Annotated in this window: 12 protein-coding genes; 10 read left to right on the top strand and 2 right to left on the bottom strand. The window is 43.7% G+C overall.

All coding sequences use genetic code 11. The features are described from left to right. Window positions 1–27: 27 nt before the first annotated feature. The 9 genes from BP74_RS04865 (at window position 28) to BP74_RS04905 (ending at window position 14,313) form a co-directional block, all read left to right on the top strand. Window positions 28–1,539 carry a DUF1501 domain-containing protein gene (locus BP74_RS04865; protein ID WP_496371635.1) on the top strand — a complete coding sequence of 504 codons (1,512 nt, stop codon included), beginning with the start codon at window positions 28–30 and terminating at the stop codon, window positions 1,537–1,539. Between the two features lie 82 nt (window positions 1,540–1,621). After that, window positions 1,622–2,557 carry a sugar phosphate isomerase/epimerase family protein gene (locus tag BP74_RS04870; protein WP_496371637.1) on the top strand — a complete coding sequence of 312 codons (936 nt, stop codon included), beginning with the start codon at window positions 1,622–1,624 and terminating at the stop codon, window positions 2,555–2,557. Window positions 2,558–2,568: 11 nt separating this feature from the next. After that, the gene (locus BP74_RS04875; RefSeq protein ID WP_496371639.1) at window positions 2,569–3,969 is read left to right on the top strand and encodes a c-type cytochrome domain-containing protein; all 1,401 of its coding nucleotides are present in this window, start codon (window positions 2,569–2,571) and stop codon (window positions 3,967–3,969) included. Window positions 3,970–4,240: 271 nt separating this feature from the next. Continuing rightward, on the top strand, window positions 4,241–4,732 hold the full coding sequence (locus tag BP74_RS04880) for a hypothetical protein (RefSeq protein ID WP_496371641.1): 492 nt from the start codon (window positions 4,241–4,243) through the stop codon (window positions 4,730–4,732). Between the two features lie 11 nt (window positions 4,733–4,743). Further along, on the top strand, window positions 4,744–5,436 hold the full coding sequence (locus tag BP74_RS04885) for a hypothetical protein (protein ID WP_496371643.1): 693 nt from the start codon (window positions 4,744–4,746) through the stop codon (window positions 5,434–5,436). Between the two features lie 276 nt (window positions 5,437–5,712). After that, the gene (locus tag BP74_RS04890; RefSeq protein ID WP_496371645.1) at window positions 5,713–7,173 is read left to right on the top strand and encodes an alpha-L-fucosidase; all 1,461 of its coding nucleotides are present in this window, start codon (window positions 5,713–5,715) and stop codon (window positions 7,171–7,173) included. Between the two features lie 14 nt (window positions 7,174–7,187). Then, a complete protein-coding gene (locus tag BP74_RS04895; protein WP_496371647.1) occupies window positions 7,188–9,368 on the top strand; it encodes a glycoside hydrolase family 3 C-terminal domain-containing protein in 2,181 nt (726 codons plus the stop codon). A gap of 237 nt (window positions 9,369–9,605) precedes the next feature. Next, entirely contained in the window at window positions 9,606–12,746 is a 3,141-nt protein-coding gene (locus BP74_RS04900) for a T9SS type A sorting domain-containing protein (RefSeq protein ID WP_496371649.1), read from the top strand. Between the two features lie 577 nt (window positions 12,747–13,323). Next, on the top strand, window positions 13,324–14,313 hold the full coding sequence (locus tag BP74_RS04905) for a formylglycine-generating enzyme family protein (protein WP_496371854.1): 990 nt from the start codon (window positions 13,324–13,326) through the stop codon (window positions 14,311–14,313). A gap of 137 nt (window positions 14,314–14,450) precedes the next feature. Here the strand turns inward: BP74_RS04905 and BP74_RS04910 are convergent, their stop codons facing one another. Beyond that, the gene (locus tag BP74_RS04910; RefSeq protein WP_496371651.1) at window positions 14,451–14,822 is read right to left on the bottom strand and encodes a hypothetical protein; all 372 of its coding nucleotides are present in this window, start codon (window positions 14,820–14,822) and stop codon (window positions 14,451–14,453) included. An 8-nt stretch (window positions 14,823–14,830) separates the two neighbouring features. Beyond that, complete coding sequence (locus BP74_RS04915) at window positions 14,831–15,763, bottom strand: hypothetical protein (RefSeq protein WP_496371653.1); 933 nt, start codon at window positions 15,761–15,763, stop codon at window positions 14,831–14,833. Window positions 15,764–15,920: 157 nt separating this feature from the next. Between BP74_RS04915 and BP74_RS04920 the strand changes: the two genes are divergently transcribed. After that, window positions 15,921–16,217, top strand: coding sequence for a hypothetical protein (locus BP74_RS04920; RefSeq protein ID WP_496371655.1), 297 nt, complete (start codon window positions 15,921–15,923; stop codon window positions 16,215–16,217). Window positions 16,218–16,302 lie beyond the last annotated feature (85 nt).

A 16,302-nucleotide genomic window follows, 5' to 3' on the forward strand; every position in this document is an offset into this window, starting at 1 on the left:
TTGATTAAAGGACAGCAAGTAATACACATGACACAAAAAGAATTGCACGAGCAGCGATTGCTGAAGGAAGCCGAAGAGGCTGCGGCGCGGATGCACACCAGGAGGCATTTTTTAAAGGATTGTGCCTTTGGTTTTGGTTCCCTGGCCCTTGGTTCCTTATTGCAATCCTGTGGTCTTGGTGCTGAAAATGTTGCCATGGCTAATGCATTTGATCCGGTGCATCCATTGGCACCAAAGCTGCCTCATTTTGCAGCTAAGGCTAAAAGCGTCATTTACCTGCACATGGCGGGTGCACCATCACAATTGGAATTGTTCGATTACAAACCCGACCTGATGAAACTGGACGGGCAGGATTGTCCTCCTTCTTTACTGGAAGGAAAACGCTTTGCCTTCATACGGGGTGTACCCAAGATGCTTGGCCCGCAGGCAAAGTTTGCGCAATATGGACAAAGCGGTGCCTGGATCAGCGACAACCTGCCGCATCTTTCAGGTATTGTAGATGAAATATCTTTTTTGAAAGCAGTAACCACCGACCAGTTCAACCATGCACCTGCGCAATTGCTGATGCATACCGGTGGTCCCCGCCTGGGAAGACCCAGTATGGGATCATGGGTCACCTATGGCCTGGGTACTGAAAACCAGAACCTGCCAGGTTTTGTAGTGCTCACTTCCGGAGGCAAGTTTCCTGATGCGGGTAAAAGTGTTTGGGGCAGCGGGTTCCTGCCTTCGGTCTACCAGGGCGTACAGTGCCGCAGTGAGGGCGACCCTGTGCTTTTTATCAATGATCCAAAAGGCATGGACCGCGACCTGCGCAAGGCTTCCATCAATGCCATCAATAAGGTGAATGAAGAGGAATACCACGAATACAATGACCCCGAGATCCTTTCACGCATTTCACAATACGAGATGGCGTACCGCATGCAGATGTCGGTGCCCGAAGTGATGGACATCAGCAAGGAACCACAATACATCCACGATATGTACGGAACCAAGCCCGGTGAAGCGCATTTTGCCAATAATGTATTGCTGGCAAGAAAACTGGTAGAAAAAGGCGTGCGGTTCGTTCAGCTGTTTGACTGGGGATGGGATAGCCATGGTACTGATCAGTCACTGTCCATTGATGTGGGTTTGATCAACAAATGCCGCCAGACTGACAAGGCGGTAACGGCATTGATACTGGACCTTAAACAAAGAGGCTTGCTGGAAGATACACTGGTAGTATGGGGAGGAGAATTTGGCCGCACACCTATGATGGAGAACAGGGAAGGTAAACAAAATCCATTCAAGGGAAGGGACCATCATACTGAAGCCTTTACCATCTGGATGGCCGGTGGTGGCATTCGCAAAGGAGCCAGTTATGGTGAAACGGATAATATAGGTTACAGTGCCATCAGTGGAAAAGTAACAGCATTTGATATCCAGGCCACCATTCTCAATCAACTGGGATTTGACCATGAGAAGTTTACCTACCAGTTCCAGGGAAGGCCGTTCAGGCTAACAGACGTGCATGGTAAAGTGATACAGGAGATCATTGCCTGATCGTTAGTATTAAAATTTAAGATTTGGTTCTTGATCCGCTTTTGAAAGATCTGATTTATTAAGCATTATTTTCGATACCGGCATGATACAACACAGGAGAGATTTTATTAAAACAACCGCTTCGGCAACAACAGCGCTTATGCTTTCATCATTGGATATATTGGCAAACAGCAATCAACCCACATCACAGGGCAGTCAAAACTTTGATTTAAAAATACTGGCCACCAACTGGGGTTTCCCGGGCAGCCTGGAAGAGTATTGTGCCCGCGTAAAAAAAGAAGGATATGATGGCATTGAGATCTGGTGGCCATTTGAAAAACAGGCACAGGATGAATTGTTTGGCCTTTTAAAAAAGTACAACCTGGAAGTAGGCTTTTTATGTGGCGCGCACCAATCCGCTTATGCAGAACATGCGGCCCTGTTTAAAAAAGCGGTTGATGATGCAGCTGCTAGCAGGCAACGTCCTTTGTATATCAATTGCCACTCGGGGAAAGATTATTTTTCATTTGAAGAGAACCAGGCTTTGATAGATCATACCCTGCAGGTGGCCAAAACTACAGGCGTCTTAATCTGCCATGAAACACACAGGTCAAGAATGTTGTTTGCCGCTCCGGTAGCCCGCAAGTTCCTTGAAAAGAATGCTTCTTTGAAGATCACACTTGATGCTTCACACTGGTGCAATGTAAGTGAGTCGCTGCTGGAAGACCAGCCGGAGACCATGAAGCTGGCCCTGGAAAGAACAGAGCATATTCATGCCCGTATTGGCCATGCCGAAGGGCCACAGGTGAATGACCCCCGTGCACCTGAATGGGAGGCCGCTGTGAAGGCACACCTGGGCTGGTGGGATACGGTGATAGCCCGCAAGAAGAAAGAAGGTGGCAGGATCACCATATTGACAGAGTTTGGCCCACCAGACTATATGCCCACCACACCCTATACCCGTCAACCGCTGGCCGACCAGTGGGGCATTAATGTACATATGATGCACCTGTTGCGTAAACGATATTTGACTGCTTAAACCATTTTTCCGTGCTCCTTTCTGTTTCAGAATTTATAGGTCGTTTTCATCCTGTGCTGGTGCATTTGCCTATTGGCATTTTGCTGCTGGCATTGTTGCTGCAGCAACTTTCCCGAAAGGAAAAATATGCGGTATCACCGGCAGCGCTAAAACTTATCTGGCTGCTTGGTATGGCATCTGCACTGCTGGCATGTATTACTGGCTTTTTATTATCCAACAATGGAGAATATGATGATACTACGGTGGCGCTGCACATGTGGGGCGGTATCGCTGTTACAGCAGTTTCCTTGTTAGTGGCATCCAGGGTTTTTATTGGCCGCTATGATGGTGTTTATAAGGCCGGTACTATCGTATTGCTGATCCTGATCATCATCACAGGACACCTGGGCGGAACATTGACGCATGGCGAAGGCTATTTAACCGATGCATTGAATGACAAGGAAAAAACGCCTGCCCCTGTGGTAATGCCTTCTGGCAATGTCCAGGAAGCCATAGTGTTTAACGATATGGTAAGACCAGTGCTGCAGTCCAGGTGTTATGATTGCCATGGAGAGAAAAAGCAAAAAGGCAAACTACGCCTGGATAGTCCCGAAGCTTTATTGAAAGGAGGCAAGAATGGTGAGATCCTGGTAAAAGGCAAGCCTGACGAAAGTGAATTGATCAAAAGATTGTTATTGTCCAAAGACAATGATGACCACATGCCGCCAAAGAAAAAACCACAACTGACCAAAGACCAGGTTGCGCTTTTACATTGGTGGGTGGAACAAGGTGCCCCTTTCAACAAAAAAGTAAAAGACCTGGAACAGCCGGGTAATGTAAAGAACCTGCTGGCATCACTTCAACAACCTGTTATACCCGGAAGCGAAACAGGTGCTCCTGAAACACCTGTAGCAGCTGCGGATTCCCGGGCCATCGAAATATTAAAAAGCAGGGGCGTGGTGGTCCTGCCTATAGCCCGGAACAGTAATTACCTCTCTGTAAATTTTGTATCTGCCGGTAAGATCAATGATAAGGATCTGCAATTGTTACTGCCTTTACAAAAACAGCTTATTGACCTGAAACTTAGTAATGCACCCATAACCAACGCTGCCATGCCGGTACTGGCCAGCCTGGGAGCTCTGAGAAAACTATACCTCGATCATACCAGCATTACAGACGAAGGTTTGGTACACCTGCAAAAGCTGCTGCAGTTACAATATTTAAATTTGGTAGGTACCCAGGTAACTATAAAAGGCTTGAAGCCACTACAACCATTAAAATCATTAAAGACTATTTACCTCTACCAGACCAGGGTGCGGTCAAATGAATGGTCAGCGGTGCAAAAATTGTTTCCCGGCGTGCAGGTAGATTCGGGTGGCTATCATGTCCCCATACTGGTAACGGATACAACAGAGGTGAAGCCTAAAAAATAGAGAATACAAAGTTCTAAGCTCATAGAATTCAATCTTTGAAAACAGGAGCAGTCTTGAGAAATAAAATACTTTGCGCTGACTCATCGGAAAGTGATTTGCACAAGGTTCACTAAAAGCTAATTATTGATTCGGCTTTCTTTTTTATGTTATGGGATTATCAGAAAGGACTACGTTTATTTGTTGAATAACATAAAAGCGAAACTGCAAGTCGTTGCGCATTATTATCAGTGTAATTATTTTTATGCAACCATCTCTTAAACTTCTACTGCTTTTGAGTTTGATTACGTTCTCTTGTGCGACAAATGACCAGAAGCAGGAGCCAGATAAAGACACCCTCATTTCATCTGCTGACACGACTCAAAAGGATGACACACTAAAAGAGCAAATGGCGTTGCAACCGTCTCCTTTACATTCGGATACATTGATCATAGACAGGCAGGCAGCCGTATTTTATCAACCGGACAGCCTGCAGATAGAAAAGCGAATGAAAGAAGTCGGTGAAGCTGACTTCAGAGCGGGAGCGGACGACTACATCTACTATGTAAATACGTCGGTGGAATACCTGGAAAAGAAGGGTTTGCCTGTATTGGACGCTAAAAATAAAAAGTATCTGAAGTTCGTATTAACTGGCAAGCAGCACCAGTTCATCAAGCTTGATACTTTAGAAGAATTATGGGGCATTTACTTGTTTGACCCAAAGAAAAGCGTATATGCTGCTGACATGACCATTATTGAAGATGAATACAAAAGCTATTATAAATAATTGGAGCATTCATGTGTCATGATAAAATGGCTTTTAATATCGTATTGCAGCAATGCGGACTGAAGAACATGGTCCTGGCTACACGTTTCTATTTAGCTTCTTGTATTTTAGTGTTGCTGAAGGACAACAAATATGGTAACAGCAAAAGCAGTCGCCGTTATATAAAAAGGAAAATGCACTACTCGACATATTGGTCAGTTCTTGACACACCATCTAAGACAATACAATCAAATCTTGTTTTTCTATTCATCGCTATTGGTGCAGGTCTGCTTTGGTTTCTTACATATAAATTTAAAAGGGATAGAGGTGACGGAGAAAAGGCAAACCTTCTTTGGGCGACAGCGGCATTTGGTGTTCTAGGCATTGCTGGATATGTAACACTGACATTTTTATACCCAGATAAGACCAATGAAAAGACATTGGAAATGCTCAACGCCGCGACTACTTCTAAAGTTGAAGGAGTAGTGACCAACTTTGAGCGGATATATCGTAACACAAGGTATGGTTACGAAACAATTGAAAAGTTTTCTGTTGACAGTGTTCAATTTGCGTATGGAGATGCTGTATTAGGGAAATTCAACTCATTTGCGCAGACAAACAACAAAGTAATATTTAATGGACAACGATTTCGTATTACATACAAGCCAGGTTCACCATATGGAAACACTTACAATTCCATTTTAAGACTTGAAATCTCAAAATGATTTCTGATAGTTCGCAGGAAGTGCTACATATTTTTACTATGGTTTATGGGCTTTCCAGGCGTTCAGCCTGGATTGAGATATGCCATTTTGGAAGAAAGCCGAATGAACATAGTGCAGTAGTTGGTTTGATTAGAAACACCCGGCTAACATAATCTTTGTAAAAAAGCTGCTGGCGAATTACATTTAGTCAATAATACATCAATCAACGGCAGAAGTAATTGAAGCCTGGGCTTTTCAAATTCCTTTAAAGAAACCATTTTTATTAATTCAACAGGAATGAACCATTTGAAGATATTATCAGCCATTTGCCTCAATTTCTTAGTAGCAACAACACTCTGTGCCCAAACAAAAAAAGCAGGGGCACCAGCTCCCGTACTACCCTTACCATCGCCCGCACAATTGCAATGGCACGAAATGGAAATGAATGCTTTTGTGCATTTCACTATCAACACCTTTACCGGTAAGGAATGGGGGTATGGTGACGAAAGTCCTGCCTTGTTCAATCCTACCCAATGTGATCCGAAGCAATGGGCAAAAGTTCTGAAAGAAACGAGCTTCAAAGGCCTTATTCTTACCTGCAAGCACCATGATGGCTTTTGTCTCTGGCCTTCGAAATACACGGATCATTCTATTAAAAACAGTCCCTATAAGTTTGGCAAGGGCGACCTGGTAAAAGAAACAAGTACTGCTGCAAAGGCTTTCGGTTTGAAGTTTGGCATTTATCTCTCACCCTGGGATCGTAACCGCGCTGATTATGGCACACCTGCTTACATCACCTATTACCGCAACCAGTTAAAAGAATTACTACACAATTATGGTCCTGTATTTGAAATGTGGTTTGATGGGGCTAATGGCGGCGATGGCTACTATGGTGGTGCCAGGGAAATGCGCAGGATCAATGGGAAAACCTATTACGACTGGCCTGCCACGTTAGAATTGGTACGCACCATGGCTCCTGGTATTATTTTCTTTAGTGATGCCGGTCCCGGTGTGCGCTGGGTAGGCAATGAAAGAGGTGCTGCAGGGGAGACCAACTGGAACAGCATTTCCATAGATACCCTCTATGCCGGCAAAGCGGGTATTGAATCCTTGCTGAACACCGGCAGTCCTGATGGTAAAAACTGGGTGCCAGCAGAAGTGGATGTTTCTATCAGGCCGGGATGGTTCTACCATGACACGGAAAACTCACTGGTTAAAAGCCCTCAGCAATTATTTGATATCTACCTCAGCTCTGTGGGGCGTGGCTCTACTTTATTATTAAATATTCCTCCCGACAAACGGGGACTGTTTCATGAAACCGATGTAAGATCTCTAAAAGGTTTTGCAGCCCTGCTGAAAAAAGAACTGGGCAGCAACCTGGCTGCAAACGCCAAAGTCAGGGCCAGTAATACCCGGGGCAGGCAACAACAATTTGCAGCAGTCAATCTTACAGATGGTAAAAAGGAAACCTATTGGGCCACTGACGACAATGTAACAAAGGCTAACGTGGAGATTCAGTTGAAAAAAAAGGTAATGGTAAAATATATCCTGTTACAGGAATATATCAGGTTGGGGCAAAGGGTAAGATCTTTTACAGTTGATGCCTGGATCAACAACTCATGGCAACAGGTGGCAACTGCCACCACCATTGGATACAAACGCATCCTTAAAATTGACCCTCTTGAAACGGATAAATTAAGGCTCAATATCACAGACTCAAAAGCCTGTCCTGTATTGTCAGCGATTGAAGTTTATTAAACAGATTACACGGTATGTTCAAAACTAGTTGCAAGCTAACCCGTCATTTCATCGGGCTATTGATCCTGTTACTTCCAGGATCTTCGTTAATAGCGCAGCATCATCTTCCTTTTCGGAATACTTCATTGCCCCTACAGACAAGGGTAGCAGACCTGCTGTCAAGATTGACACCGGAAGAAAAGATCTCCCTGTTGGGTTACCGCAGCAAGGCAGTGGAGCGATTGGGCATACCTGCCTATAATTGGTGGAACGAAGCGCTGCATGGTGTGGCAAGGGCAGGCAAGGCTACTGTTTTCCCGCAGGCTATTGCGCTTGCCGCTTCCTTTAATGAGGAATTGATGTACCATGTGGCAGATGTCATCTCCACAGAAGCCAGGGCTAAGTACAACCTGGCTGTGAGGCAGGACCGGCGCCTGCAATACATGGGACTAAGTTTCTGGTCACCCAATATAAATATCTTCCGCGATCCACGCTGGGGCAGGGGACAGGAGACCTATGGAGAAGATCCTTTCCTGACAGCTACCATGGGAACTGCTTTTATCAAAGGTTTGCAGGGGCCAGATAAAAATCATTTGAAAACATCTGCCTGCGCCAAGCATTTTGCCGTGCACAGCGGGCCAGAAGCCAGCCGTCATAGTTTCAATGCTGTAGTGGATGAAAAAGACTTGCGTGAAACCTACCTCTATGCCTTTAAAAAATTAGTGAATGCCGGTGTGGCTTCTGTGATGTGTGCCTACAACAGGGTTAATGGTGAACCTTGTTGTACAGGCAATACATTACTGCAAAACATCCTGCGCAAAGAATGGGGTTTTACAGGGCAAACCGTTACTGATTGCTGGGCACTGGAGGATATCTGGTCCAGGCACAAAACACTTCCTGGCAGCGTGGAAGTAGCAGCGGCAGCCATCAGGGCCGGAGTAAACCTCGATTGCAGCAACCTGCTGCAGGATGATGTCATGAAGGCCTTACAACAAAACCTGCTCACACAAAGGGAAGTGGATAGCGCTCTTGCTATATCGTTAGGTATGCAAATGAAGTTGGGATTCTTTGATGACCCTTCCGCCAGTCCTTATAGATCCTATGGTGCCGACAGTGTCAGTAATGCATACCATATTGGCCTGGCAAAGAAAATGGCTGAAGCGAGCATGGTCTTATTGAAAAATGATCATAACCTGTTGCCGCTAAATAAAACGAAATACAGCAGCATCATGGTGGTGGGACCCACTGCCTCATCGCTGGATGCTTTGATGGGCAACTACCACGGCCTTTCTGGTAAGGCTGTCAATTTTGTGGAAGGTATTACTGCTGCATCAGGGGCAGGCATAAGGGTGGAGTACGACCAGGGTTGTGATTTTACAGACTCCACTCATTTCGGTGGCATCTGGGCTGCCGGCAATGCCGATATAACCATTGCCGTAATAGGACTTACGCCTGTTTATGAAGGTGAGGAAGGCGATGCTTTCCTGGCGCCTGGTGGTGGTGATAAAAAGGATATAGGTCTTCCTGCTTCTCAAATTGCCTATATGAAAGCTTTGCGGGCAGGGCATACAAAGCCGATCATCGCGGTGATCACTGCCGGAAGTGCTGTGGATGTTGCTGCCATTGCACCGTATGCAGATGCTATTGTATATGCCTGGTATCCCGGGGAGCAGGGTGGTACAGCCCTGGCTGACATACTATTTGGTAAAGTTTCGCCTTCCGGCCGCCTGCCGGTAACATTTTATTCTTCTATCAATGACCTCCCTCCATATGACAACTATTCCATGCAGGGTCGTACCTATCGTTATTTTAATGGCAAGGTGCAGTACCCGTTTGGTTATGGATTGAGCTATACATCCTTTGATTATGCCTGGAAAAAACCATTGAGATCAAAATATACAGCCGGGGATAGCATCGTTGTTTCTTTAAATATTAAGAATACAGGTGCCATGGAGGGGTATGAACTGGTACAGGTGTATGTGGAGTATCCAAAAATGGAAAGGATGCCCCTGAAAGAATTAAAGGCATTTAAAAAGACCAGGATAGGCAAAGGCGCCAACAAAGAGGTACGGCTGAGCATACCCGTAAGCGAGCTGCAAAAATGGGACGCTAATGAACATAAATGGAAACTTTATCAAGGCACCTATACCCTGGATATTGGTAAAAACGCAGGAGAGTCTTATTTACAAAAGTCCTTCCAGGTGGCTGATCATTAATAAAAGATGAGATTTATTCACTGATCAGTTTATATAGAACCAATTCTAAAAGAATATAGTTATCCATTTCATTCTTACTGATAGCTATCACTGGTATTTCTGTCCCCGGTCATCGGCTGATTCATCTTCATTCCGGAACTTTTGATTCCGTATTCTTCCAAACTATACTGAAAGCTTTTACAGCCATTCCTGGTTCATAAAGCCTGGATAATTATTCTTCTCAAGAAATTACCTGTTATGAAAAAAATACTATTGGTACTTATTCTAACGGCATTGTATAATTCCGGCTTTGGCCAGGCCGGCAGCCTTGATCTTTCATTTGGAAATAAGGGTATTGTCAGAACAAGTTTCGGGGGCAGTGAATTTTTCTATGATAACCAATGCCAGCAAATATTGCTTGCTCCCGACGGCACGTTCTTCCTGGTTATCGAAATGAATATGCAAACCCTGGTAACCCATCGCCTGGCTAACGGTACTATAGACCTAGCCTATGGAGAACAGGGTTATTCGGTTCCTGTTTTTATGCGTGAGCCAAAAGCTGTAATGCAGCCGGATGGGAAGATCGTAGTGGGTGGCACAGCACAAACCTCCAACAGAAAAGATTTTGCCCTGGCCCGCTTCAACACTGATGGAACTCCTGACATTAGTTTTTCAGGCGATGGCTATGTCACAATTGATTTTAATTCTACAGATGATTCTTTTTTTGACCTGGCACTGCAGGCGGATGGTAAGATCGTTGCCGTGGGAAGCAACTATGATAATGTAAGGGACAGGATAACAATGGCCAGGTTCAATCCTGATGGTTCCCTTGATAATAGCTTTTCCGGTGATGGTAAACAGGTTACTAACCTGATAGGTGGTGCCGGTGCAGCTGCAGTTGCCATACAGAAGGATGGAAAAATAGTCATTGCCGGTTATTATAATAATGCAGGTATAAACAGCATGGCCATTGCCCGTTACCTTCCTGATGGCGCTATTGATGTTGCTTTTGCTGATAATGGTTTCCGGTTTATTACCTCTGGCTGGAACAGCAATGCTAAAGCATTAGCCATACAAAATGATGGTAAGATCATAGCTGCAGGTTTTACACTCAATGAGCTTAATATTATGAAGTTCATGTTGGCCAGGCTGAATAGTAATGGCTCATTGGATCCCGGTTTTTCAGAAGATGGCATACAGGTAAGCAATTTTAGCAATGAGGATGCACTGATCAATGCATTGGCGCTACAAAATGATGGAAAGCTGGTGGTGGCAGGTGGTGCACTGACCTCAGCGCACCAGGATTTTATAGTTGGGCGTTATAATACAGACGGTAGCCTGGACAATAGTTTCTCGGGCGACGGTATTGCTATAGCTGGCGTTAATGATAATCAAAGTTCAGCAGGTGCTTCGGCTTCTTCACTCGTCATTCAGCCATCCGGCAAGATCATGATCGCCGGTACTTACTTATATTCTATGGCCTATGCAGTAGCCACCTACAATAGTGACGGAATGTTGGATACCAATTTTGGAACCTCCGGCATTATAAAGGATTTCAAACATGCAGGGAGAACATCCTTGAATGCATCTGCCGTGCAGCAGGATGGGAAAATAGTAACTGCCGGGGTAACCCAGACATACCCTGAAAAACTGGATTTCGTTGTAATACGGTACAATACGGATGGCAGTTACGATAATAGTTTTTCTGAGGACGGAAAACTGATTGTGAATTTTGGACTTGCCGGGGCAGAAGCAAGGGCACTTGCCATTCAGCCTGATAGCAAGATAGTAGTGGCAGGCGAGTTCTGGAATGGCAGCGATGGCAAATTTGATATTGCATTGATCAGGCTCAATCCGGATGGTTCCTCCGATAATAGTTTTTCCGGTGACGGCCAGGTGTTGATGCGTGTTCAGGATAATAGTATAGCAACGGATATGGTTATCCAGCCCGATGGGAAGATCATCCTGGGTGGATTTACAGCTACACCCGGCGGTGGAACGGATGTAGCACTGGTGAGATTCAATAGTGATGGAACAATTGATAACAGCTTTTCCGGGGATGGTATACAGATCGCTGATTTCGGATCCTTCAACGACCAGGTAGTTGATCTGCTTTTAAGGCCAGATGGAAAACTGGTGTTGGTGGGAAATGGTCAACCAGGTAGTCTTGAATTGTGGCGTTATAATCCTGATGGCTCTCCGGACCTGAGCTTTAATGCAAATGGCAGGATGATCATTACAAACGGTGCATTTATGTTTATGGCCACTGCGGCTTTGCTGCAGCCTGACGGAGCTATTGTAGTAGCCGGAGTAAAAGGAAGTAATTTCAGGATCGAACGATTTAACAGCAACGGATCACCGGATAATAGTTTTGGAGAGAATGGAAAAGTGCTCATTGACTTTAACCTGGATAATGAACAGGCTACTTCAATGGCATTGCAACCTGGTGGTAAAATCGTAATTGGTGGTTTTGTTAAGGCCTGGCCTCTTGCGGATATTGCACTTGCACGCATCAATTCAAATGGTATCCTGGATAACAGCTTTTCCGGCGATGGTAAACAGGTGATAGAGATGGGTTTAGGCGAGGATATGATTCAAAGCCTTTCCATTCATGGTGATCATTTATATGCCGCAGGAAGTACTACCTATGGTGGTCAACTGGGAATGTTGGCAGCCTTCCGCCTTGGTTGTGAACTATCAGTTACTATTCCGGATACGATCAGTTTGAAAAGGGGTGTAGATTCCAATACGGTTTATCCGGCTTATTTACCTGCATCAGGTATTACCCTTGCGGCTCATGCTTCAGGTGGATCAGGACCATATACCTACCTATGGAGCAATGGAGCAGTTACATCTTCCATTACCGTTTCACCAACTATACCGACAACTTATTCTGTTACGATGTCTGACGCTTCGGGGTGTAATGTAACCACCAACAAATTGATAAAGGTGGTAGATGTTCGGTGTGGCAATAAAATGGATAAGTTAGCAGTCTGCCAGGTACCACCCGGGAAAGCAACCAACGCCCATACCATTTGTGTGAGTGCCAATGCGGTGGCTGCACACCTGGATAATGGCTCACGATTAGGCAATTGCAGCCAGGATGCTTCCATAACTAAACGCAATGCTCCAGATGATCAAATCGAAGAAAATGTGCCTGTCATCCAGGTCTATCCAAATCCAAGTCATTCAGGTTTTACGCTTTTGTACAGTGCGGTGAACATTTCATTGACCGACCTGGTGGTATATGATGTTTCAGGAAGGGTAGTGGAGAAAAGAAATATCTATCCTGGTAAGCCTGTTGAATTGGGAGCTGCTTACATGCCTGGTATTTATTATGTGCAATTGATACAGGGAAGTGTAAAGATGATGACTAAAATAATCAGGCAGGCCAGGTAATGAAATAGGTTGAGTTTATGTCTTTTTAAAAAGCCATTCACTACATAAAACTGGGTGGCTTTTTTAGTTCCAACTGAATTTAGAGGCTTTGTACCTGGGACCCTGGTAGCTGGCTCCTGGACAACCCTGTTTGGATGTGCTACAACCAGCCATAATGAGTATAAACAGCAGTAAGAACAGTTTCGGTTTCATGTATTCAATCATTTAAAACAGTACGGACTGCTAAATTAATAATTGAAACTGGAAAAGTGTAATCAGGCAATAAAAGAAAGATCGTAAAGGCTGGAGAACTGGTTTATGGGTTTGCAGGTATCTACCGGATTAAGGCAAAACTTGTTGCTATAAAACCTTGATACTTTATACAATAGCGATAATCAGCTATTATGACTAATTAGCCTGTTAATACAATATGAAAACACTATGAGACCAATCCAATAAATATGATTATCTTTTAATGATCAAACTGCCTGGTTTCCTTCCCTTAGAATCACTTCCACGTTCCTTCCAGTTTTCATTGCCAAAAACCGATTGTTTCCTTTGTGTAGATAATCTATGAACAAAATAATACGGCTACAAAATATTTAGCAATAATTCTTTTCCTTGGGTTGGTAAGCACCCATCCTTTGCTCAAACAAAAAACAAGACATCCTTTAAGCCAGGACAAACTTTTAGAGATTGTAAAGATTGTCCGGAAATGGTAGTAATACCTGGAGGTAATTTTATGATGGGTTCTCCAGAAACAGAAAAAGGACGTTTATCTAACCCTGGTGACGGCCCCATAGAAGGTCCACAAAGGCTGGTACATGTTCAACAATTTGCTTCGGGCAAGTTTGATATAACTAAAAAAGAATGGATGGATTTTGTAAAAGCCACCAACAGAAAAACAACAGGCGGCTGCGGCTTTGCTATGTTGCCTGGCGATACACTTCAACCATGGCAACCTAATCCTATTGCTAACTGGAACCATATTGGGTTTGCACAGGACAGCAGCCATCCGGTGGTCTGTATAAGCTGGGATGATACCCGGGATTACCTGGCCTGGCTTAGTAAAAAAACCGGTTTCTCATACCGTTTATTATCTGAAGCAGAGTGGGAATATGCCGCACGTGCAGGAACAACCACTGCCTATTATTGGGGTGATACTGCAAGCCATGAATATGCTAATTACGGTAATGATAGTACATATGGAGTAGGAATGGCTTCTGGTTATGACAAATGGGTGGGCACCTCACCAGTGGGTTCATTTCCACCCAACGCTTTTGGACTTTATGATATGAGTGGTAATGTTATGCAGTGGATTGCTGATTGCTTTTCCATTTCTTATTCCGGCTTACCAGCAACCGGTGTTGCCAACTTGATTAAAACAAAACTACATCTGTCCGGTAACCTTAGTATTGCGAATGGCAAAAGTTCCTGCGACTTTCACATGGTGCGTGGCGGTTGCTATGCAGACACACCTCCTTTGATACGCTCAGCTTCACGTAACTGGGGGCCTGTTCCTGGGGTTATGCCTGAATTTATGCAAAGCAGTGCAGGCGGGGGATTCCGTGTAGCAAGAACACTTTAAGTAGATTAAAAACATTTCCTTTTAAACTTCCTGTATAAGCCTTAAATAACTTTCCTTGTGAAGCCTTGCTTTCGCTTATCCATTTAATCTACCAGTAGCTGCGGTCTTGTTTACCACTGGAAAGTGATATAAATACTTTAGAAATAATAAAAGGCTATGGAAACAGGTATTGAAAATGGCAGTGCAACTGAAAAAACAAAACCAAACTTATATAAATTGTTTCTAAATTTTTCGCTTCCCTTTTCATTAAATGTTCCATCAATCAAACTTCCAAGTCCATAAAATATATTGGCAATTCCCATCATTATCAAATAACCAAATCCCTGTAAAATGGTTGTAAAACCAGTTACTTCGAAGTCCTTGACAAATATTGACCCAAGGATGCAGTAAAATATAAATGCGGTGACGCCGGATATAACCAATCCTTTGTTATAAGGAAGTCGTTTTCCAGACCAAAAAGCGGTTATTGCATCTTCTCTTTCCTTACCAGAATTTTGATGATTATTCATGTAACCCTCTATTTGTCTTTCATTTCTATGACATAGGTTTCTGACTGGCTGTTTTGTTCAGACTTCCCGGTTTTTTGATACGCTACTTTTGATACCCAACCTTTAGAAGGAGATATCCTGTACTCGGTTTTTATGAATATGGAAAAGTTTGCCATTACCTTTTTTAATTCTTCCATTGGAATTCTTTTATCATCTGTCAGCCCCATTTTTTTGAAAACATCATTTAACAACTTTGCAGTTGCAGCCTGGTCAATTTCCTGGATGTTGGAAAGCTTAAAATAATCCAGTTTAGGTCTTAGTTCGGTGATCCGGGTTGAAGTTACAGCGGGTAATGGATCATTGCCGAATGGACTGGGTAATTGGGTTTGCACCCTGGTACCCCTGGTAGAATAGGTGTAACCATAGGGACCATGATAAATTTGAATATCCTGGATAAAGGCATTTTCCACCATTTTTTGGGTACTAAACATGGATTTTACCCTATCCATTATGGAATCCATTGTAGTGTTCTCTCCTTTGGGAACGGAAAGATCGGCCATACCAATATAGGCATCCCGAACTTCCTGCCAGTTAACCAGTTCTGAAAATCCGCCCATTTCATCCGTTTTATAAATAATCTTTAATCCATTAAATACGGGGAGTGAATCAGCTAAATGTGGATTTAATTTCTTTAGTTGATCTGGAAGTTCCATTCGCCATTGCATGGTGTACCCGGCCGAATTTTTATCCAGGACGGTTAGATAGGCCAGGTAACCAAACGGATTATTCTCTTTGGGTTTCCCGGCTTCATAACTTTCTTTATTATGCAGAATATAAAAGGTTTTTGTATCTCCCTTGTTCCATTTGGCAATACAACTGGCGGTGGAATCTTTTAAAAATACTTTTTGCGAGAAGGTTGTTATGGTGAATAGGAATGTGGTTAATGTAAAAATGATTTTCATGGTGGATAGTTTTGATACCAGCCAGGTTAGTTACATACTAACCAAACCTTGTTAATAAAGACATGCTTGCTGGTCTATGCGCCGGTAAAATATTAAAAAAATGACAGAAGTGTTAACTTTCAACTACAAATATTGTTGACCTCCAATCTATACGGCCATGAAAACATTTAGCGTTGTTAGCTCCATTTCAATGGTATTGACCCTTACCGTAGCAGTACTGAGCATCATTGGCCTTGCATTCACTGGTTTTTACCAGGGAATTGTTGTGTTATGCTTACTGGCACTAATTCCAATGGCTTCAAAATGGTACGCTACAAAAAATAGTACAAATCTCAATAGTATAAAAAGAGATCATTACACTGCACTCACTGTGATTAATTTGCTGACCATCCTGGTGGTGCTGTGGATGACATTGGTTATTGTGCATGACCGTGTGCTCCAGGATTGTTGTTGATCATTATTCCGCTAAACTTCTTCGCGGTTCCAATATAAATGGCCCCGAGTCCTTTGCTTATAACAACGGAGATATTGCATTGTGA

The organism is Flavisolibacter ginsengiterrae DSM 18136 (assembly GCF_059568575.1).